The 18,560-nt window shown below is 64.7% G+C and carries 19 protein-coding genes and 2 pseudogenes; 17 read left to right on the top strand and 4 right to left on the bottom strand.

The features are described 5' to 3' along the window. Positions 1 to 53: 53 nt before the first annotated feature. Complete coding sequence (locus P5W99_RS38045) at positions 54 to 1,400, bottom strand: IS4 family transposase (RefSeq protein WP_434664743.1); 1,347 nt, start codon at positions 1,398 to 1,400, stop codon at positions 54 to 56. A gap of 663 nt (positions 1,401 to 2,063) precedes the next feature. On the opposite strand from P5W99_RS38045, the gene P5W99_RS38040 reads away from it, so the two are divergent. From P5W99_RS38040 to P5W99_RS38020, 5 genes and pseudogenes are all read left to right on the top strand, one after another. Further along, positions 2,064 to 2,747 (top strand): DUF4396 domain-containing protein, encoded by a 684-nt coding sequence (locus P5W99_RS38040; protein ID WP_434666984.1) that lies wholly within the window; start codon positions 2,064 to 2,066, stop codon positions 2,745 to 2,747. Between the two features lie 55 nt (positions 2,748 to 2,802). Continuing rightward, positions 2,803 to 2,981: pseudogene (locus P5W99_RS38035) on the top strand (transposase); the annotation flags it as partial. A gap of 506 nt (positions 2,982 to 3,487) precedes the next feature. Continuing rightward, the gene (locus P5W99_RS38030; RefSeq protein ID WP_434666981.1) at positions 3,488 to 4,255 is read left to right on the top strand and encodes a hypothetical protein; all 768 of its coding nucleotides are present in this window, start codon (positions 3,488 to 3,490) and stop codon (positions 4,253 to 4,255) included. A gap of 443 nt (positions 4,256 to 4,698) precedes the next feature. Next, positions 4,699 to 5,313 (top strand): c-type cytochrome, encoded by a 615-nt coding sequence (locus P5W99_RS38025; protein WP_434666978.1) that lies wholly within the window; start codon positions 4,699 to 4,701, stop codon positions 5,311 to 5,313. A gap of 176 nt (positions 5,314 to 5,489) precedes the next feature. Beyond that, on the top strand, positions 5,490 to 6,881 hold the full coding sequence (locus P5W99_RS38020) for a cytochrome C (protein ID WP_434666975.1): 1,392 nt from the start codon (positions 5,490 to 5,492) through the stop codon (positions 6,879 to 6,881). A gap of 79 nt (positions 6,882 to 6,960) precedes the next feature. Here the strand turns inward: P5W99_RS38020 and P5W99_RS38015 are convergent, their stop codons facing one another. Further along, a complete protein-coding gene (locus P5W99_RS38015; RefSeq protein ID WP_434668395.1) occupies positions 6,961 to 7,458 on the bottom strand; it encodes an acylphosphatase in 498 nt (165 codons plus the stop codon). 206 nt (positions 7,459 to 7,664) lie between these two features. On the opposite strand from P5W99_RS38015, the gene atpD reads away from it, so the two are divergent. The 12 genes from atpD to P5W99_RS37955 are packed head-to-tail and all read left to right on the top strand — an operon-like array spanning position 7,665 to position 15,335. Continuing rightward, positions 7,665 to 9,182, top strand: coding sequence for a F0F1 ATP synthase subunit beta (gene atpD, locus P5W99_RS38010; protein WP_434666972.1), 1,518 nt, complete (start codon positions 7,665 to 7,667; stop codon positions 9,180 to 9,182). Further along, the gene (locus P5W99_RS38005; RefSeq protein WP_434666969.1) at positions 9,179 to 9,637 is read left to right on the top strand and encodes a F0F1 ATP synthase subunit epsilon; all 459 of its coding nucleotides are present in this window, start codon (positions 9,179 to 9,181) and stop codon (positions 9,635 to 9,637) included. The genes atpD and P5W99_RS38005 overlap by 4 nt, the downstream gene beginning before the upstream one ends. Then, a complete protein-coding gene (locus P5W99_RS38000; RefSeq protein ID WP_434666966.1) occupies positions 9,634 to 9,930 on the top strand; it encodes an AtpZ/AtpI family protein in 297 nt (98 codons plus the stop codon). The genes P5W99_RS38005 and P5W99_RS38000 overlap by 4 nt, the downstream gene beginning before the upstream one ends. After that, a complete protein-coding gene (locus P5W99_RS37995) occupies positions 9,927 to 10,202 on the top strand; it encodes an N-ATPase subunit AtpR (protein WP_434666963.1) in 276 nt (91 codons plus the stop codon). Before P5W99_RS38000 ends, P5W99_RS37995 begins: the two co-directional genes overlap by 4 nt. Beyond that, entirely contained in the window at positions 10,199 to 10,897 is a 699-nt protein-coding gene (locus tag P5W99_RS37990) for a F0F1 ATP synthase subunit A (protein WP_421029098.1), read from the top strand. The genes P5W99_RS37995 and P5W99_RS37990 overlap by 4 nt, the downstream gene beginning before the upstream one ends. Continuing rightward, positions 10,894 to 11,139, top strand: coding sequence for a F0F1 ATP synthase subunit C (locus P5W99_RS37985; protein WP_410852683.1), 246 nt, complete (start codon positions 10,894 to 10,896; stop codon positions 11,137 to 11,139). The genes P5W99_RS37990 and P5W99_RS37985 overlap by 4 nt, the downstream gene beginning before the upstream one ends. Before the next feature lie 10 nt (positions 11,140 to 11,149). Beyond that, positions 11,150 to 11,899, top strand: coding sequence for a F0F1 ATP synthase subunit B family protein (locus P5W99_RS37980; protein WP_434666959.1), 750 nt, complete (start codon positions 11,150 to 11,152; stop codon positions 11,897 to 11,899). Further along, positions 11,886 to 13,448, top strand: a complete 1,563-nt coding sequence (locus P5W99_RS37975; RefSeq protein ID WP_421042787.1) for a F0F1 ATP synthase subunit alpha — start codon at positions 11,886 to 11,888, stop codon at positions 13,446 to 13,448. Before P5W99_RS37980 ends, P5W99_RS37975 begins: the two co-directional genes overlap by 14 nt. Beyond that, entirely contained in the window at positions 13,445 to 14,335 is an 891-nt protein-coding gene (locus P5W99_RS37970; RefSeq protein WP_434666956.1) for a F0F1 ATP synthase subunit gamma, read from the top strand. Before P5W99_RS37975 ends, P5W99_RS37970 begins: the two co-directional genes overlap by 4 nt. Beyond that, entirely contained in the window at positions 14,332 to 14,673 is a 342-nt protein-coding gene (locus P5W99_RS37965) for a BON domain-containing protein (RefSeq protein WP_434666953.1), read from the top strand. The genes P5W99_RS37970 and P5W99_RS37965 overlap by 4 nt, the downstream gene beginning before the upstream one ends. Then, positions 14,670 to 14,990, top strand: a complete 321-nt coding sequence (locus P5W99_RS37960) for a hypothetical protein (RefSeq protein WP_434666950.1) — start codon at positions 14,670 to 14,672, stop codon at positions 14,988 to 14,990. The genes P5W99_RS37965 and P5W99_RS37960 overlap by 4 nt, the downstream gene beginning before the upstream one ends. 15 nt (positions 14,991 to 15,005) lie before the next feature. Next, positions 15,006 to 15,335, top strand: coding sequence for a hypothetical protein (locus P5W99_RS37955; RefSeq protein WP_434668433.1), 330 nt, complete (start codon positions 15,006 to 15,008; stop codon positions 15,333 to 15,335). Here P5W99_RS37955 and P5W99_RS37950 read toward each other — a convergent pair. Next, positions 15,305 to 15,616, bottom strand: a pseudogene (locus tag P5W99_RS37950) (IS110 family transposase); the annotation flags it as partial. The gene P5W99_RS37955 and the pseudogene P5W99_RS37950 sit on opposite strands and share 31 nt — an antisense overlap. 796 nt (positions 15,617 to 16,412) lie before the next feature. After that, positions 16,413 to 17,912 (bottom strand): SH3 domain-containing protein, encoded by a 1,500-nt coding sequence (locus P5W99_RS37945; RefSeq protein WP_434668392.1) that lies wholly within the window; start codon positions 17,910 to 17,912, stop codon positions 16,413 to 16,415. Positions 17,913 to 18,560 lie beyond the last annotated feature (648 nt).

The raw sequence follows: 18,560 nt of genomic DNA, 5'->3' as shown, positions 1-18,560 counted from the left end.
GTGGTGCTTGTCAATGCGGCCGATAGGGCTCGATGAAGCTCTAACCCATCCCCTTATACAGAAGTATCGTAGCCGTCGCGCAAGATCTGGATGGTGATCACGGCATCCATGACCCGCTGCATACCGATCCACAGCGTCTTCGCGCCCGGTTCACCGTCGCTCTTGCGCCCGAGGAATCCACCCAGTGATGCGATCATCCGTATCATCTGGTTGAGCGTTGGTGGCTTTTTCGGGCGTGGCTTTTTTGAGAGTACGTGAGCGCCATGTATCTCGTCAGCCGCAAAGAACAGTGACGCATCCAGCTCCGGACACGTCCTGCCCACACGCATGAGCCGTGCAATACGCCACGATACGACCATGTACAACGCGAGTGCCTTCTCGACCCGCTCCATCTGCGAGAGCTGCAGCGCCTCAACCCGGCAGGCGTTCTTCAGGATATTGAAGTACATTTCGATCTCCCACCTCGCCCGGTACCAGTCAATGAGTTCGATGAGCGCATCCGCATCAGCCGCTTCGCGGTTGGTCACAAGACGCCAGATAACGGGCGTGGCGCCCACTGGTGCATCCACCTCGCACGCCTCGACGCAGGTGAGCGTGATACCGGCCCGCCCGGGCAGCGTGATGCGCTGGCTACGCAGTTCCTGCCTTACTTCCCGCGCCTTTTGGCCACTGCGCCCGGGCAACACGAAGCTGATATGGCCGAGCACGTTACCCGCGTGCACCTTGTCCCACAGCTTTTCCTCATCCTTCAGGGCACGATTGTGCTGGGAGCGGATCAGCCAGTCAGCCGGTTCGCCCAGTTCCTGCGCCCGCTTCATGAGCGCCGCGATATCACCTTCCCGATCGGCCACATACACCAACCGCGTCTCAGGTAGTGCTCGCGCCTGTTCGGCCACGATCTCGTAGCTTTCGATCCACCGTATACTTTCCCTGACACCACCGCGTTTGCCGTTGGCTTCGCGCGGCTCACGCGCCCACATCCAGGAATTGACGACACCCAGCGGCTCCCGATCCGGTGTCACCGCATAGGTCGCGTGAAGATACATGCCCACCTGCGCTTCATAACTGAGCGGGCCAGCGCCCTCGATATCCTGGCCGTTAAAGTTCAGCTCCGTCGTATCGGCAATGCACAGCACCACCGGCAATTGCCCCATGCGCGCTGTGGTGCGATCCCAATGCGGCTGCATCATGTCGCGCCACTCAATGCGCTCATTGCCCAGAAAGCGATAGGCCGCCATCGTCTCGGCCCACCCCTCGCACGCACCGGGAATGCTGGCTGTCGGCCGGCTGGCAAACCGTTTGAGCAGTTCCTTCGCGCGCCGGTCTCGCCGTGGATCACCCAGATCCAGCGTTTCGAATTCCTCGTCCACCCACACCCCCGCATCGTCCCGAATTTTCATGCAGAAAATCCGAGAGTAAACAGGAAATCCGCAGCGTTAACAATCGCTTTTTTGCTTCGTCACCTGCACTGTGCCTTTCCGCTTGCGGTGACTTGTGTATAAGGGCATGGCTCTAACCGGGGAGACCCTTCGCAAGGCATAGATCCCATCATCTGGACCACATCCCCCTCGTCCTTACGATAGTCGACTCCGCTATCGTTGCCAAATCGCCGGGAAAAATGGGGAAGAAGGGCCCGGAACCGATGGCGTTTGCTTCCTCTTCCTCATAGTGCTTGCGCGGGTTGTCGCGGCTAACCGCCATTGCGCGACCACTCCGGATGATATCTGTCGCGCCTGTCTGTCTCGCGCGCTCCCACAACTTGAACCGGTCACGCCGCAAGCGCTCCGTATGTTTCAAGGAATGGACGTTGCGGGTACCTGCTTGCGCCGACGTTCGTGCGAACGCCGAAGCAGTGAGCGATTTGCGATGGTCCGCCACGATGCCCGGTATGGGAATCTGCGTCCGCATTCGTGATGGAAGGTCGTCGCTCACCTGCGCCAGTGGAACGCAATTTTTCAATTTGCTCGGCCAGAGCGACATCTCAGTCGACGCTCCGGCTGTGCCGCGTCGGAGTGACCAGGGTTTGCTGCAAGTCCCGTGCGCCGAATTGCGGAGTGCAAGGAATGGAACAAAATGGACTCGAAGCATTTGTCGCCCTCTGGCTCGCTGCCAGCGTCCTTTCTGCGGCTTGGGTTACCTGGGACGTGACAGGAGGCGGACGGCATCAACGCATGACGGTCATGGCGGTCGTCTGGCCGTTGACCATGTTGTACTGGGGGCCGCCAGGGCTAGTCTTTTATGTTTCCTTGGGGCGTGCCGTTCGCGTGACGGCGAGCAGGAGTCACGACGAAGATGACAAGTCAGTGGCTCCGATGTGGCATGCAGCGTTCAAAGGCGCGATGCACTGCGGCGCGGGCTGCGCGCTCGGCGACTTTATTGGTGAATGGGTAGCATTCGGTACTACTTTCAGAGTGGCTGGCTCGGCACTGGGCGGGAAACTGCTTCTCGCGTTCGTGCTTGCCTACCTGATTGGGATCGCCTTCCAGTTTTTCTCGATCGCCCCGATGCGGGGACTTGGTCTGCGCGACGGCATCGTCGCTGCCGTGAAGGCCGACACGCTTTCACTTGTGGCCTACGAGATGGGTATGTTCGCGTGCATGGTGGCGTTCGCCATGGCGTTTCCAGGGCTCGAGCCGATCAATTTACGCTATTGGATTCTCATGCAGCTGGCAATGCTGGCCGGATTCATTACCGCGTATCCGGTGAACTGGTGGCTCATCAGTCACGGCATGAAAGAAAAGATGTGAAGAGATTATTCGATCTCGGGACAGGAGAGGTGGTGACTGTAAACGTGCCGAAGCGATGTTGCAGGGCAAGGAAGGTGATCGTGGTCGAGTGGCCAGGGACAATCGTCGCTTTATCGAAGCGGCGCTGTGGATAAGTCGCATGGGCACCCAGCGATGCGGCGTGCCCGGCGGAACTCGGCCACTGGCACACCGTGCACACGTGATTCGCGATGGCGACGCCGAGGTGTCTGGCAGCTGGACGTTTGATCGAACTGGCGATACTTCAGGCTGTCGTCTGCCTTTCGAGGAGGTCGTCGAGGGCTTGTACGCTACTTTGGCTTGCCATCGCTGCTGGCGAACCGGTCCCGGGTGCGGACCAGCGGCTGGCCGCAAAGAATGGTCATGCCGTGATGTAAATCAAAAGAATACCGGCTGGACGAATTAGCCTTTGGTCAAGTCAAGTTGTGGAACATCGGATGATGTGGTTTGCCGCAACGCGGCGGGGGCAGCTTCGAATGGCTGCTCGTGCTTCTAATTGTCGCGGCTTGGGCTGTGGTGCCCGGTTTGGTTAGCCGGTCCTCACCTTGCCAACGGTAACGAAGTACTCGAAGCCGGTCGGCTCCTGGCATACTCGACGACCGCTGCGCGTACGGTGAGATCGACGCCGACGAATCATAAAACGGGCGCGCAGACCTGGAGCGCCCAGAAGTGCAGGCCGTGCTTCGCGGGCGCGGTTTCATCACGTTAGCAGGGGAGAGATCATGAACAGACAGGTTTTGGCGGCCTTGGCGGCCTCTGCGCTTGCGCTCGCATCCATCCCGGCATGGGCGCAATCCACCAATAGCACCGACACATCTGCGGCATCGGGTTACGGGAGGGGTTACGGCATGGGCCCCGGAATGATGGGTGGCTACGGAACGGGAGCATGGCAGCGCGAAACGGGCGATGGCCGTCCCCATGGGCCGGGCGGGTGGTCAATGGGACCGGGCATGATGGGCGGCTTCGCAGACCGTCCTGTCGATTCAGCCTGGGAGGGCGGTGTTTTCACCCATGCACAGGTCGCGAAGTATTTGCGTGAGAGCGCCGCTCAGGGCCACGTCGACACCAGTGCCAACGCCATTACATATGGCGGGACGGAGATCACCATCAACATGGTCACGGTGCAACCGGGACATGACGACCAGACCTTTGAGGTCGCCGGTCTCACGAATCCGACACTCGTTGTTCCGCGTGGCGCGACGGTTCATCTGAATCTGGTGAACATGGACTATGGCGGCAATATGGAGCACGGCCTGATCATCACCCCAGCTCCACCGCCATACCCCTATATGTCGATGATGTACACGGGGGCCGGCCTCGCGCAGGTCGAACCACTTCTCCCATGGCGCAGCAAGAAGGATGTCGGACAAGCTAGGTACGCGGCGCTCTCGACAACCTTCGTCGCTCGCGACGCTGGCACCTACTGGTACGTTTGCCCGACCCCTCGGCACGCTGAAGAAGGCATGTACGGAAAGTTTGTCGTGCGTTGACTCGGGTGGGCGTTGTACACCAACGGCGTTAATGAAGCAGGCGCCTGTTTGAGGAGCCGAAGCGTTCGGAGTCGAAGCGCTGCTTACTGGGGATGAGGGGTCTAGTGAACGAGCGAGGTACGGTCCGGGTGAGCTTCATGGCTGCCTGCCACCCGACGCGATCACCTCAAATCGCCCCTGAACTGCACTTCGACAGGGCGCAGGTCGACCGGCGGGTTCCGGGGAAACATTTGCACCTGAGCACCGGCGCGATCGTGATGGAGACACTCGGGACTCGCCACTGTAGTGCCGTCGCTTGTGACAAGAAAGCCGAATACGTCGCGTGTGTGGGGCAACACGTCCGCCTTCAACTTTCCCTTTGTCTTGAGTTCAAAAATATCCTACGCTGGCCGGAAGGGTTGACATCTTCCAGCCGTTCGACTTGAAGACAACGTAGATAAAAAATGATCCTCGGTCCACGATTGCCCGTAATCGCGCTGCTTGCTTCAGCTGGCCTCACCTTTACGCCAGCCCTCGCACAGAGCGAGGATGGCACCCGCATTGCCATGCAGATTTGTTCCGGCTGCCATGGTGTAGGCGGGCGTAGCGAATCGCCGATGTTTCCGCAGCTCAATGCGCAGACCCCCGAATACATCGAAGCCCAGTTGAAAGGATTCCGCGAGCACGCGCGCGGTGAAAACACTGCCCGCGATTACATGTGGGGCATTGCCGCACTGCTGGACGACGCCGCTGTCCAGTCGCTGGCCGACTATTTCTCGCACCAGCCGGCAACGCGAGGCGCGAGTGGAGATGCCGCCTTGACGGCCAGGGGACAGAAAATCTTCGAACGTGGGGTGCCGGATAAGGGCGTGCCGGCTTGCGCAACATGTCACGGCGCGCAGGCCCAGGGAGCCGGCACATTCCCACGGCTGGCCGGGCAACACAAGGAGTATCTGTTGCATCAGATCGAGGTTTTCAAAAACGGTACGCGTGGCAATGCGCCTGTGATGAGTGCAGTGGCACATACCTTGAATGACGAACAGGCTAAGGCCGTGGCGATCTACCTGCAATCCAAATAAGATATTCCCCGCATGACGGGGCGGCGGACTCTGAACAAGTTATTCCGTATGCCAGATGATCTTGATCAATGCGCCGTTGCCACGGCACAGCGAGATTCACTCATGGCTAAATGATTCGCCTTCGCTACCGATGCCGTCAAGGAAGAGTGCAAGGCGGCGACACCGCAGGGGGAAAAATGATCACGACGTCCGCTCTTGCCCGCGACCGAACATGCTGCTACCTGCTTCGCCGCGCCTGGATTGCTGTAGTGGCGGCACTTTGCCTGCTCCAGGCTTCTGCAGCCCATGCATTGCCCATATTCGCACGACAGACGGGGCAAAGTTGCGTGGCGTGTCACGCCGGCGGGCAATTTCCTGAACTGACTCCCTACGGGCGGTGGTTCAAGTTAAATGGCTACACCATCGGCAAGCGCACGATTCCGCTAGCAGCAATGGCCACTGCCGATCTGAGTAACACACGCAATAACCTCGACTCTAACGGGATGCCCATCAATCCCAAAAACGGCCTTCCAATGTTCGATTCGGCCAGCATCTTCCTCGCAGGGAAAATTACCGATCATATTGGCGGATTCGCTCAGTTCACATACTCGAATTACGATCACCAGAACGGTGACGGCCGGTGGCAGGGTCGCTGGGGGTCGGACAACACCGACTTCCGTTTTGTGGACAGTATCATCGGGGACACCAGCGACCTGATACTCGGCCTGACCGTGCACAACAATCCCACCGTGCAGGACGTGTGGAATAGCGCGCCGGCGTGGAGCTACCCCTACATTTCCTCAACGATTAGCCCGGTTGCCCGCATTGAGAACCTGCCAATTATCGACGGGGCACTGGCCCAACAGGTCGTAGGCACGGGCGCCTATATGTATTGGAACAAGACGATTTACGCGGAATTGACGGCGTACAGCACGGCAGATGGCATCTGGTCGTTCCTGAGCCATGGAAACAGTGCGGGCGACCCAGCTCACCCGCAGATCTATCTGCGCGGGTACAACCCATACGCGCGAATCGCCTTTACCCGTGACTGGGGTCCACATAGTGTCATGCTAGGCGCGTTCGGGTTTAACGTGAACGTCTATCCCAACGATGCAAACGATTTCCCGATATTCGTGCAGGGCGTAACCCGCTATCGGGATATTGGCGCGGACGCGCAGTATGAATACATCCTCGACCCGCATACGATTACCGCCCAGGCGCTCTATGTCAAAGAGAATATCCACGACCCGAACAATTTCGTTCTGGGCGACAGCACGTCGGGGAATCTGAACAGCCTGCGGCTTAAGGCGTCATACGTCTACCAGAACAAATACGGTATAAGCCTTTCATTCTTCAATACGACGGGTAGTTCTGATAGCGTCGCCTACGCCGGCAGCGTGAATTTCTCCCCCAATACGCAAGGCTGGACGCCTGAGATTTTTTGGATCCCGGTGCAATACCTTCGCATCGGCTTACAGTATACGCATTTCACCAAATACCTTGGCGCGAGCAGCAACTACGATGGTAACGGGCGCAACGCAAGTTCCAACGACACGCTGTTTCTATACTTGTGGGCGGCGTCCTGGTGATACACGTTTGCTCCCGCACGCGGCTTTGTCGAATTGATGAAGATGGCATGTGTTCTTTCAAGGCGTAAAGGATTCCTTGTTATTGGGTGCGAGGTAGCTTACGCCAGGCCATTCCCGCCAGGTGAAACGGCGCACCCGAAGTGTGGCGCGATGACAGGCCGCATTCATGCTGAACGGGAACGACTGGATACCGTCCGCTGAATGTCGCCTTGTCTCGATGGAGAGGCGCGCCGGCGAGGCCGTGCGGCCTGGTATGGCGCAGCACGGCGATTCGCTCCTTCGTCACTTCACTCGCATCTATTGAGAAGCGCAAAGCACTTGATGACCCTCGCTTCCACGCGCTCGTGCGCCACTCATCCGAAGGCGGGGTAGACGGGCCGCCGGCTTTGACTACGCGAGCCGATGAAATTTGCGCAGTGCCCTCCGGAAGGTCAGTTAGCTCGAATTCGTCGATGGGGGTGCCGGGCATGCCCTTTCCTGGCCAGATGCACGTGTCGAGGCGCTGCTTCGGCGAACCCTGCACGAATACCTTCACTTGGCCATCCAAAAGGTTGCGCGCCCAGCCGGCAATCCTCATCTTTATCGCGCGCATGACTGGTTGCATCCTGTCGAGCTGTTCGCGCGCGAGACGCGCCCAGAACGACTCGGGGCGCGCCTCGCCTCTTCGACGAGCGCGCGGGAGACGGCCATACCCGCCGATTTGCAGGGCGAGGCGCAGCGAATTGACCGAGATCAGTCGAGATGCGCATCCAGCGCTTATCCTGGACGAATCGAACCCGTGCCATGCGGAGCAACGACGTGCCCATTTGCGCCACCGACCCGAATATCTCGACGACGCCTGCAGACCAGGCCGTGCCTGTTGGCGCTGCACGCGTGAGCGCCGTGCGCGGCGCAGTGGTGGACGTCGTGTTCGAGACGGGCCCTCTGCCGGACGTGGAAGACGCGCTGTGGATCGTGGGCGACGACCGCTCGCGACTGACGGCCGAGGTGCAGGCGCATCTCGGTCCCACAGCATTGCGCGCGCTCGCCTTGCAATCGACGGCCGGATTGCGGCGCGGCGCGCGTGTCGAGCCCCAGGGCGGGCCGCTAGAAGTTCCGGTGGGCGAGGCGGTACTCGGCCGTCTGCTCGATGTGAGCGGCGCCACGCACGACGGCGGCGCACCGCTCGACCCTGCGGCGCCACGCCGTCCGATCCATCGCGCGGCGCCTGCGCTCGCCGCGCTGCGCGGCTCCGCCGAGATCTTCACGACCGGCATCAAGGCGATCGACCTGCTCGCGCCGCTCGCGCAAGGCGGCAAGGCCGCGATGTTCGGCGGCGCGGGCGTCGGCAAGACCGTACTCGTGATGGAACTGATCCACGCCATGGTCCAGCGTTACCAGGGCATCTCGGTGTTCGCGGGCGTGGGCGAGCGCTCGCGCGAGGGCCACGAGATGCTCTCCGACATGCGCGGCTCCGACGTGCTCGCGCGCACCGTGCTGGTGTATGGCCAGATGAACGAGCCGCCCGGCGCGCGCTGGCGCGTGCCGCTCACGGCGCTCACCATCGCCGAATATTTTCGCGACGAGAAACGCCAGAACGTATTGCTGATGATCGACAACGTGTTCCGCTTCGTGCAGGCGGGCGCGGAGGTATCGGCTTCGCTCGGGCGCATGCCGTCGCGGGTGGGCTATCAGCCGACGCTCGCGAGCGAGGTGGCCGCCTTGCAGGAGCGCATCGTCTCGGTGGGCGGCGCGGCGGTGACGGCCGTGGAGGCCGTCTACGTGCCGGCCGACGATTTCACCGATCCGGCCGTGACCACCATCGCCGCGCACGTGGACAGCATGGTCGTGCTCTCGCGCGCGATGGCCGCCGAGGGCATGTATCCGGCCATCGACCCGATTGCGTCGTCATCGGTGCTGCTCGACCCGCTGGTGGTGGGTGCGGAGCACGCGGCCATCGCGACCGAGGTGCGGCGGCTCATCGAACATCATCGTGAATTGCAGGACGTGATCGCGCTGCTTGGGGTGGAGGAGCTGGGCGCCGAAGATCGCCTGCTCGTACAACGCGCGCGCCGCCTGCAACGTTTTCTCACCCAACCGTTCACGGTGACCGAGGCGTTCTCGGGCCAGCCGGGCCGTTCGGTCTCGATCGCGCAGACGCTCGCGGGCTGCAAGGCGATTCTTGCCGGCGAGTGCGACGAGTGGCAGGAGCGCTCGCTTTTCATGGTCGGCACGCTCGACGAGGCGCGCGCGAAGGAGCGCGCCTCGACGAGCTTGCCCACGACACCCACGGCGGACGCGCACGCGGGAGCCCCCGCATGAACGACGCGCTGCTCGACCTCACGATTGCCACGCCGCTCCAGATGGTGGTGAACCACGCCATGGCGCGCGCCCTGCGCGCCGAGGACGAAAGCGGTTCGTTCGGCATCCGGCCCGGTCATGCGGACTTCATCACGATGCTCGCCCCTTCGGTGGTGCGCTGGGCCGCGCCGGACGGCGCGTGGCGCTTTTGTGCCGTCGACGGCGGCGTGATGACCGTAGCCGGCGGCCGTGTGGTGGCGATTGCGTGCCGCGAGGCGATAGCCGGCGATTCGCTCGAATGGCTGGAGCGCGAAGTGGCGCGCGTGCGCGCGGCCCAGCTCGACGCCGGGCGGCGCGTGCGCGTGGAAACCGTGCGACTGCACGCGCAGGCGGTACGGCAGATGGTGCGGTATCTGCGCGGTCCGGTCGTGCCCGACGGGCAGGACATTCCGGCGCCGCGGGAGCACCGGCGATGAGCGGTCCAACACATGAGCCCGATCACGTTGCCCGTGCGGCGCGCGAGGCTGCCGTGCGCGAGTCGCGCGGCCGGGCCCAGCCCGAACCGTCGCTCGGCAGCCGCCTCGGGCAGATCGGAATTCTGGGCTGGACCATCGTGTTGCCGACGCTCGCGGGCCTCGTGATCGGCCGCGTGCTCGACCGGCTATTCGGTACGCGCGTGTTTTTCTCGGCGCCGCTGCTCATGCTCGGCGCGGCGGCGGGCCTCTGGTTCGCCTGGAAATGGATGCATCGACAGGATTCTTCAGGATGACGGAACATGTGACGATCTGGGCCTGCCTGGCGGGCCTCGCCGCGGGCGGCGGGGCCGGCGCCGCGCACTTCGCGGCGCTGCGCTGGAATACGCGGCTGCTGGTGGCGGGCCGCATCGGCTTCGCGCTCGGCGCACAGGCCGTGCGCTGTCTGCTGACCGCGCTGGTGCTGTTCGCGCTCGCACGCGCGGGCGCCCCGGCGCTGCTCGCGGGCATGGCGGGCCTGCTGCTCGCGCGCCACGCCGTGATGCGGCTCGCGGCGGTGAAGCGATGAAAACCTCGCCGCTTGCCACCGCGCCGCTCTGGCATCTCGGCCCGTTGCCGATCACGGCGCCCGTGGTGGTGACATGGGCCATCATGGCCGGCCTCGCCATCGCCGCCGCGCTGCTCACGCGGCGGCTCGCGCTCGTGCCCTCGAAGGCGCAGACCGTGCTGGAGCTGTTCGTCACCACGCTCGACGCGCAGATCCGCGACACCCTCGAAGGCGATCCCGCGCCGTACCGCGCGCTGATCGGCACGCTCTTCGTGTTCGTGCTCGCGGCGAACTGGTCCTCGCTGCTGCCGGGCGTGGAGCCGCCCACCGCGCATATCGAAACCGATGCCGCGCTCGCGCTGATCGTGCTGGCCGCCACCGTCTTTCACGGCCTGCGCACGCGCGGGCTGCGCGGCTACCTCGCGACCTTCGCCGAGCCCACCTGGGTGATGATCCCCCTGAATGTCGTCGAGCAGCTCACGCGCACGTTCTCGCTCGTCGTGCGCCTGTTCGGCAACGTGATGAGCGGCGTGTTCGTGGTGGGCATCGTGCTCTCGCTCGCGGGGCTGCTCGTGCCGATTCCGCTGATGGCGCTCGATCTCCTCACGGGCGCAGTCCAGGCCTACATTTTCGCGGTGCTGGCGATGGTGTTCGTCGGCGCCGCGGCGGGCGGCGCGCAGGCCGGCGCCGGCCATGGCGCACAGGAACAACCATGAACCTCATCGAAATCGTCAGCATTGCCGCTGCCGCACTCGCCGTCTCGTTCGGCGCCATCGGGCCCGCGCTCGCCGAGGGCCGCGCCGTCGCGGCCGCGATGGACGCCATCGCGCGCCAGCCCGACTCCGCGGGCACGCTCTCGCGCACGCTGTTTGTCGGTCTCGCGATGATCGAAACGATGGCGATCTACTGCCTCGTGGTCGCGCTCCTGCTGCTGTTCGCCAATCCGTTCGTCAAGTAAGGCCGCGGCCATGCATATCGACTGGTCGACGCTTGCCTTGCAGACCGTCAATGCCCTCGTGCTGGTGTGGCTGCTCGCGCGTTTCCTGTTCCGGCCCGTGGCGGAGATCGTGGCGGCGCGCCAGAAGGCCGCGCAGGCGCTGCTCGCCGATGCCCAGGCGTGCCGGAGCGCGGCGCAGGCCGAGCAGCAGGCCGCGAGCGCTCAGGCCGCGAAGCTCGCGGCCTCGCGTGAGGCGGTGCTGGAGGCCGCGCAGGCCGAGGCGCAAGCAGGCAAGGACGCGCTGCTCGCCGCAGTGCGGGCCGAGGCTGCGCAATTGCGCGCCGATGCCGCTGGCGAGATCGAACGCGCGCGCGCCGCGCAGGCACGGGCGATTGAAAACGATGCAGTGCGGCTTGCCGTCGAGATCGCGGGGCGGCTGCTCGACCGTTTGCCGCCGCAGGCGCGCGTAGCGGGTTTTATCGACGGCACGGCCGGGGTGCTGGCCGCCTTGCCGCCGGAGACGCGCGCCGGATTCGCCGCGCCGGGAGAGCCGCTTGCGCTCGCCGCACCGCGCGCGCTGAGCGCCGCCGAAGAGGCGGCGTGCGTCACGGCCTTCGGCGCGGCGCTCGGCCGGCCCGTGACCTTGCAGGTGCGCGAAGACCCGGCGCTGATCGCCGGGCTCGAACTCACAGGCTCGCACGCCGTGGTGCGCAACCACCTGCGTCATGATCTCGACGATATCCGCGAGACCTTGCTGGAGCACGCCATTGAGCGCCGCTGACACCTCGGCCGAGGATGCCCATGGTGCCGATCTGGCGGGCGAGGCCGACCGCTGGTTCGAGCGTCAGCACAGCGCGCTCGCGCGCGTGCATCCTGGCGCCGATGCAAGAACGTTCGGGCGCGTGGAGCGTATCGCCGACGGCGTCGCGCATATTTCGGGACTGCCCGACGTCGCGCTCGACGAGACGGTGCGCTTCGCAAGTGGCGCGACGGGCTATGTGCGCACGCTCGACAGCGAACTCGCGAGGATCGTGCTGCTGGACGGCGCGCAAGGCGTGGCGGCGGGCGAGCGCGTCGAGCGTACAGGCGCCGTGCTTCAGGTGCCGGTGGGCGAGGACCTGCTCGGTCGCGTGATCGATCCGCTGGGCCGGCCGCTCGATCGCGGCGCACCGCTTGCCGCCAGCGCGTGGCTACCGGTGGAGCGGCCTGCACCGGCCATCGTCGAGCGCGCCGCTGTGACCGAGCCGCTCGAAACCGGCATGCTGATCGTCGATGCCTTGTTCGCGATCGGACGCGGCCAGCGCGAACTCATCATCGGCGACCGCGCGACGGGCAAGACCTCGCTCGCCGTCGACGCGATCGTCAACCAGCGCGCGAGCGACGTGGTCTGCGTCTACGTCGCGGTGGGGCAGCGCGCCACGGCGGTCCAGCGCGTGATCGACGCCGTGCGCGAGCGCGGCGCGCCGCAGCGCTGCGTGTTCGTGGTCGCGTCCTCGGCGGCGTCGCCGGGCATGCAATGGATCGCGCCGTTCGCGGGCTTCTCGGTGGCCGAATACTTCCGCGACCGCGGCCAGCACGCGCTCGTCGTGATCGACGATCTCTCGAAACACGCGGCCACGCACCGCGAACTGGCGCTGCTCACCGGCGAGCCGCCAGGCCGCGAGGCCTATCCCGGCGATATCTTCTATCTGCACGCGCGGCTGCTGGAGCGCGCCGCGAAGCTGAGCCCCGCGCTGGGCGGCGGTTCGCTGACCGCGCTGCCCATCGCCGAGACCGACGCGGGCAATCTCTCGGCCTACATCCCCACGAATCTGATCTCGATCACCGATGGCCAGCTCGTGATGGATGCCGCGCTCTTCGCATCCAACCAGCGGCCGGCGGTCAACGTGGGGCTGAGCGTGAGCCGCGTGGGCGGCAAGGCGCAGACAGCCGCGCTGCGCCAGGTGGCCGGGCCCCTGCGGCTCGACTATGCGCAGTTCCTCGAACTGGAGATATTCACGCGCTTTGGCGGCCTCACGGATGCGCGCGTGAGCGCGCAGATCGCGCGCGGCGAGCGGATTCGCGCCTTGCTCGCGCAGCCGCGCTTCAGCGCGCTGGGCACGGGCGACCAGGTGGCGCTGCTCGCCGCGCTCGCCGCGGGCGTGTTCGACGCGGCGCCCGCGAGCGTGGCCGCGCAGATTCGCGAGCGCCTCGCGCAGCGGCATGCACAGCGATCGACGGTTCATTCGGATGCCGAAGCATCGCTAAACCTCGCCCAGCTTCGCGAGTGGGTGCGCGAGCGGATTTCCGATACGGCGGCGGGCGGCGCGCCCGCCAGGGAGCACGAATGAGCGGCAAGCTCGGCGAAATCGAGAGCCGGATCGCGGCGACGCATCAACTCGATGCCGTGATCGCGGCGATGCGCGGCATTGCGGCCTCGCACTCGCACGAGGCGCGCGAGCGGCTGGCCGGCATCCGCGCGGCGGCGGCGACGGCGGGGGCGGCGATCGGTGAAGTGCTCGCGTTCGCGACCGAAGGCGCGGCCGGCGGTCCAGCGGCCGGCGCGCCGGCGGCGCGCGGCAGCGCGGGGGCCGGCGACGTGTGCATCGTCGTCGGCACGGAGCAGGGCTTCGTCGGCGCGCTCAACGAAGAATTGGCGGAGCACGCGCTGCGTCAGGACGGCGGTGCGCATGCGTACCGCTGGCTGCTCGTCGGTTCGCGGCTCGCGAGCGCCGCCGCCTCGCGCGGCCTGAGCGCTGCCTGGTCCGCACCGATGGCGGTGCATCCCGACGCCATTCCACAACTGGCGGTCCGCATTACCGATGCGCTCTACGCGCGGCTCGCGCCCGGCCAGCGCGTCGCCCGGATTTCGGTGGTGAGTGCGCAGCCCGGCGAGTCACGCTTGCAGATCGCGCAGCGCATCCTCATTCCCTTCGATTTCACGCGCTTCCGGGTATCCCCGCGCGCGCAGCCACCGCTTGTCAACGTCGCGCCGGCGCGGCTGCTGTCCGGTCTCGTCGACTTTTATGTGTTCGTGCAATTGTGTGAAGCGCTGATGCTCTCGTTCGCGGCTGAAAACGAAGCGCGCGTGCGCGCGATGCTCGCGGCGCGCACCCACGTGCAGCAGCGCCTGAATGATCTCACGCAGCACTATCGGGCAGTGCGCCAGGAGGAGATTACCTCGGAGATCGTCGAGCTGAGCGCCGGCAGCGAAGCTGCCCGTCGCGCCGTGGATTGATCGGCATCAGCCGAGCGGCCCGCGCGATGTTCGAACTGGCGTGGGATCTCGCGCTCGACGCCTCGGGCATCAAGGTCGGTGTGAAAGATCGCATCGTCACGTTGTCGGGGTGGGCGCCCGACTATGCGCAGAAGCTGGCGACCGAGCGCGCCGCCGGGCGCGTGGCCGGGCGCGTGGCCGGTTGCCGCGCGATCGCGCTTGGAACTGTCGAACGACCCGCCGCCGGACCCCGACCATCCCGACGCCTATCTAGCCACCGCGATCATGGGCGCCTTGCGTTGGCAGACGAGTTTGAGCCCGAACCGGGGTGCGCGTGGAGGTCGAACATCGCTGCGTGACCCTCATCGGCGAAGTGGACCTGTGTTATCAGCACAACGCCGCGGAGAGCGTCGTGAGCCGCATGCGCGGCCTGGTGGGCGTGGCTAACCGGCTGAGCGTGCGCCATAGCGATGCGGCGCTCCACGGCGCTCAGCATATCAGCGCGGCGCTGGCGCGCCCTGCGCAACGCGAGTTCGCGGGCATCCACATCGACGAGCACGACGGCGTGATGACGCTCATCGATACTGTCGCCTCGCTGCATGAGAGGCTTGCGGCCTGCGGCGCCGTCTGGTTCACGCGCGGCGTGCGCGCCGTCATGGACCGGCCGGTTGTGTAGTGAAGAGGACTGCAGATGGAATTGCGTATCCGGAACACATCGCTAGCGTCGAAGTTGATGCCGGCCAGCGCTGCTGCCGCGCTGATCGAAGGCCGTGCCGCTCGAACTGGCGCACCTGATCGAGAAGGCGCACGCGCGCGGCGAGCGCTTTGCGATTCCATGCTCACGGGCGCGTCCACCGCGCCGGAACTCGACGGGGCGGGCAAAGGCGTCACACAGTTCGGGCGGGCCCTGTACGAGCTCAATGTCGACGCGTTCTGTGCGAACACGAGCCAGGCCAAAGGCTGCGCGTGCAGATGGTCGGGTAGCAGCGGCGCATTGCGGCCCGAGACGTTTTTCACGTGACGGGCGTTGACCAGAAGTACATTGAGGCCTCGCGACTCCAACAACTCGAACAGGGTAATCCAGTACACCCCGGTTGACTCCATAGCCACCGTGTCAATGCCACACGAAACCAGCCAATCGGCCAAGCGCTCCAGATCTTCGGTGAAGCTCCTGAATTCCCGAACTGGCTCATCGTCGCGGTCTGGCGGTACGGCGACAAAGTGACTCGCCGAGCCAACATCGATCCCCGCTGCATTGGGGTTGGCAATTTCCATCCTCTTTAACTGGCTGCGCGGCGTCATCGACTACTCCATCATAAGTAGAAGAGTGCCGCGCCACCAACGGTACGTCGTCATTGCTCAACCTCTCAAGCGGGATGTTCGTTCGCACGAACTCGCCAATTTCGCCGACGTGACCTTGGACCACGCTAAGAAACGGGCGTTGATAGCACCAATGGGGAGTCGGTCTTCAGTGGCGCGACGCCTCAGCTTACCAAAGCTGCGACGGGGCCAGGTTTCTTCGGGACGCCCACCGCGGCCGTGGTTACTGCGCTAAGAACCGGACGTTCGGGTCACCCCGCATCCGGCTCAAGCCATTCTTCAGCACCATGGGGGGCCGTGAGGGGGCTTGGTGTAGCCACTCCCGGCGCAATTTGGGATGGGCTCGTCCGGGCGCCCTTGCCGCGCGCAGACACCTGCCATCCACGCGCACAGCGTGTGATTTCCTCAGTCGGGCCCCGGGCCTTCGGGATTCCACGAATCGGCTCGATGCAGTCTCGGATGACAGACGATGGGGGCTGGCATCGACGACATCATTGGGGTGCCAGATTCGGACGTTGTCGGACGCCAGGCGTTACGTCGGGCGTTTCGAATGTCGCGGATTGGCCGCCGGCTCCGGTCCGATGCCGTAGCTCAACTTTCGTTGAGCGGCACCGGGCGCAGGTCGACCCTTCCCGCACGATCGTCGTCTCACCTGCCGATCGGTGGATCACAGGGGTATAACCGTCGACCGATTTTATCGGCGGCCGACCGGTCAGCCCTTGTGGACTTTGACGCATCAGCGTGGCCCGCTCAGCCAGGCACCTTGTCGCCGATGCGGTTAGCCGGCCGGATTGTCGCTGTCCACGTGCACCGGCGCGCCGGCTGCGGGCTCGCCGAGAATGCTGATCTGGAAAATCGGCGTTGCCGCGAGCGATTCGAGGTTCGGGTCATCGGGATAGCGCAGCAGGAGAGGCAGGATCACCGAGCCGCCGATCACCGCGCGGCGGCTATCGTCGACCGGCTGCAACCCCCATAGGTCCTGATAGACGACCGGCACTGCCTGACCATCGCGTTCGGTGTTACCCAGATAGAGCATCACGTGCCCGCCGATATAGATCAATGTTCGCATCGGCTTCCCATGTCGGACAAGATAATCGAGTCGCCCGGCTGGTGTCGAAGCCGACAGGTCGAACATCTCCCCGGCGCTCATCTGGGTCGACGAATGACGCGGTAGCCACACGCCGAACGCTGCGAAAATGCTTTGCAGCTCGGCCGAACAATCGTTGTCAAAGTTCGTGTTGCCCCAACCGTATGGGCGGCCAACAAGGGCTTTAAGCAACCATGCGAGATGTCGTGGCGTAGCGCTCAGCGGTGCGGTCACGATCTCGGTGGAAGCGAGTGTCGCCACACGGATCGCCGCGTGGCCGTCGATATCGCGCACCGGAACAAGAATGTCATGCGTGCCCCCGGTCGTCGTTGGCAGCAGCGGCAGCAACGTGCCAGCCGGGGCGTCGAAGCGGAACACGCCGGTGTTGTCGCGCACCGGGGCGGACGCCGCAATCACGACACCGAGCATCTGGCGGGATGCGGCGCGCCAGGTCGCAACGAACCCGTCGTCGACCCCCGCGACACCCTCGCTCCTTACCCAACCCTGCACGTCTGGGGTCTGCACGTAGCGCCAGCCGCCGTCCGCGCTGGTGCCGAGCACATAAAGCGGTGTGCCAGGGCGGACGGCGCTCGCCTGCAGGTTGTCGAACGGATAGCCTTCGCCTGCAATCCGATGGTCGTAGAACGAGGGGTCGAGGGTCGGCAACTCGCGCACGAGCAGCGCCGTCGTCGCGATTGCCCGCCGCGACGGATCGTAGCTGGCCGTGCTGTCGAACTGTCCGGGATCGTCGTTGCGCGCGATCGCGTCGATCCACGCCTTCGTATGCGGCCTGAAGTTCATCCCGTACCCGATCCAGCGGCGAGGCTTGTCCGTGTTGTCGAACTGTTTGAGCCGGCGTTCCTGCAGCGCCGCGATCTTGCCGCCACCATCGCCATAGACGCGCGTGTCGATGTACCCACGGTTCCACGGCGATGGGTCGTCCGGCCCGGAGCCAAAGTACCGCGCATAGAGCGCGGCGAACTGCGAGCGCTGTGCGTCGGGCGCGAGGAACGGTGTGTCGTAGTCCGGTGCGGTCGGGTCGATCCAGTGATCGACGTCCTCCGCATAGTTGCCAGGCGAGAACAGGGTAATTATGTCGGGCACTGCAGTGCGGGCCGTGCGCGTCAGCGCAGCAGTTCCGTTCGCGCAACCGGTCAGGACATTGCCGACAGCGAGGCTCGCGACGAGCATGAACGCCAACGCGCGAGCTCGCCTCGAAGCGTCGCCTGCTGGGATGCGCTTCAACGGGCGGAAGACAGAGACCATGATTAGAAATGCAGGTCGGCAACATGTTGATCATACCGGACCGACGCATGCGGAAAATCTGGACGCGACGCGTGCAATGCATGGCGCAGGGTCACCGCCGCCGGATGCGCACGGCCGTCGAGTCGCTCTCCGTTTGCGCGCGCCGTCTCCATCGCGTCGCCGCTAGCCATGCAAACACGCACGCCGGGCCGACTGGATTTCGCAATGAGTTCGGGTGCGTCGTCCCCCGATGTTACGAGCGGCAACGGCGCGAACACCACGGTGCCGGTCGACGGAAGATTATGCGTCTCCACGTAAAGGTTGAGGTTGAACAGTATGACGATCGGGAGGTCGAAGGCGACGAGGCGCTTGACGGTCGAGAAAAAATTGTGCGCTGCATACAGCTGGGCGCGCTGGCCATGCGCACGAGCTCCGCAGTCCGACCGAAGGACGTTCGCGAGCCGGTGGCGGTGACTTTGCCACCGGCTTCGCTCTGACGCACGACTGACCCGTGCACGATCTTTCCGACGCTATGCGGGCAGGCCCGCGATTGTGATAGATCAACTGGTTCTCCGGCTGGATCCGATATTTTGA

The sequence above is a fragment of the Paraburkholderia sp. A3BS-1L genome, assembly GCF_051125215.1.
GTDB lineage: Bacteria > Pseudomonadota > Gammaproteobacteria > Burkholderiales > Burkholderiaceae > Paraburkholderia.
Note: the sequence above shows the minus strand (reverse complement) of the source record. Positions and strands in the feature narration are given on the sequence as shown.

Bases quoted from the DNA above. Each gene is read 5' to 3' on its own strand.
- P5W99_RS38045 (WP_434664743.1), bottom strand. From the start codon at position 1,400: ATGAAAATTCGGGACGATGCGGGGGTGTGGGTGGACGAGGAATTCGAA.
- P5W99_RS38040 (WP_434666984.1), top strand. From the start codon at position 2,064: ATGGAACAAAATGGACTCGAAGCATTTGTCGCCCTCTGGCTCGCTGCC.
- P5W99_RS38030 (WP_434666981.1), top strand. From the start codon at position 3,488: ATGAACAGACAGGTTTTGGCGGCCTTGGCGGCCTCTGCGCTTGCGCTC.
- P5W99_RS38025 (WP_434666978.1), top strand. From the start codon at position 4,699: ATGATCCTCGGTCCACGATTGCCCGTAATCGCGCTGCTTGCTTCAGCT.
- P5W99_RS38020 (WP_434666975.1), top strand. From the start codon at position 5,490: ATGATCACGACGTCCGCTCTTGCCCGCGACCGAACATGCTGCTACCTG.
- P5W99_RS38015 (WP_434668395.1), bottom strand. From the start codon at position 7,458: ATGAGGATTGCCGGCTGGGCGCGCAACCTTTTGGATGGCCAAGTGAAG.
- atpD (WP_434666972.1), top strand. From the start codon at position 7,665: ATGCGGAGCAACGACGTGCCCATTTGCGCCACCGACCCGAATATCTCG.
- P5W99_RS38005 (WP_434666969.1), top strand. From the start codon at position 9,179: ATGAACGACGCGCTGCTCGACCTCACGATTGCCACGCCGCTCCAGATG.
- P5W99_RS38000 (WP_434666966.1), top strand. From the start codon at position 9,634: ATGAGCGGTCCAACACATGAGCCCGATCACGTTGCCCGTGCGGCGCGC.
- P5W99_RS37995 (WP_434666963.1), top strand. From the start codon at position 9,927: ATGACGGAACATGTGACGATCTGGGCCTGCCTGGCGGGCCTCGCCGCG.
- P5W99_RS37990 (WP_421029098.1), top strand. From the start codon at position 10,199: ATGAAAACCTCGCCGCTTGCCACCGCGCCGCTCTGGCATCTCGGCCCG.
- P5W99_RS37985 (WP_410852683.1), top strand. From the start codon at position 10,894: ATGAACCTCATCGAAATCGTCAGCATTGCCGCTGCCGCACTCGCCGTC.
- P5W99_RS37980 (WP_434666959.1), top strand. From the start codon at position 11,150: ATGCATATCGACTGGTCGACGCTTGCCTTGCAGACCGTCAATGCCCTC.
- P5W99_RS37970 (WP_434666956.1), top strand. From the start codon at position 13,445: ATGAGCGGCAAGCTCGGCGAAATCGAGAGCCGGATCGCGGCGACGCAT.
- P5W99_RS37955 (WP_434668433.1), top strand. From the start codon at position 15,006: ATGGAATTGCGTATCCGGAACACATCGCTAGCGTCGAAGTTGATGCCG.
- P5W99_RS37945 (WP_434668392.1), bottom strand. From the start codon at position 17,912: ATGCTCGTCGCGAGCCTCGCTGTCGGCAATGTCCTGACCGGTTGCGCG.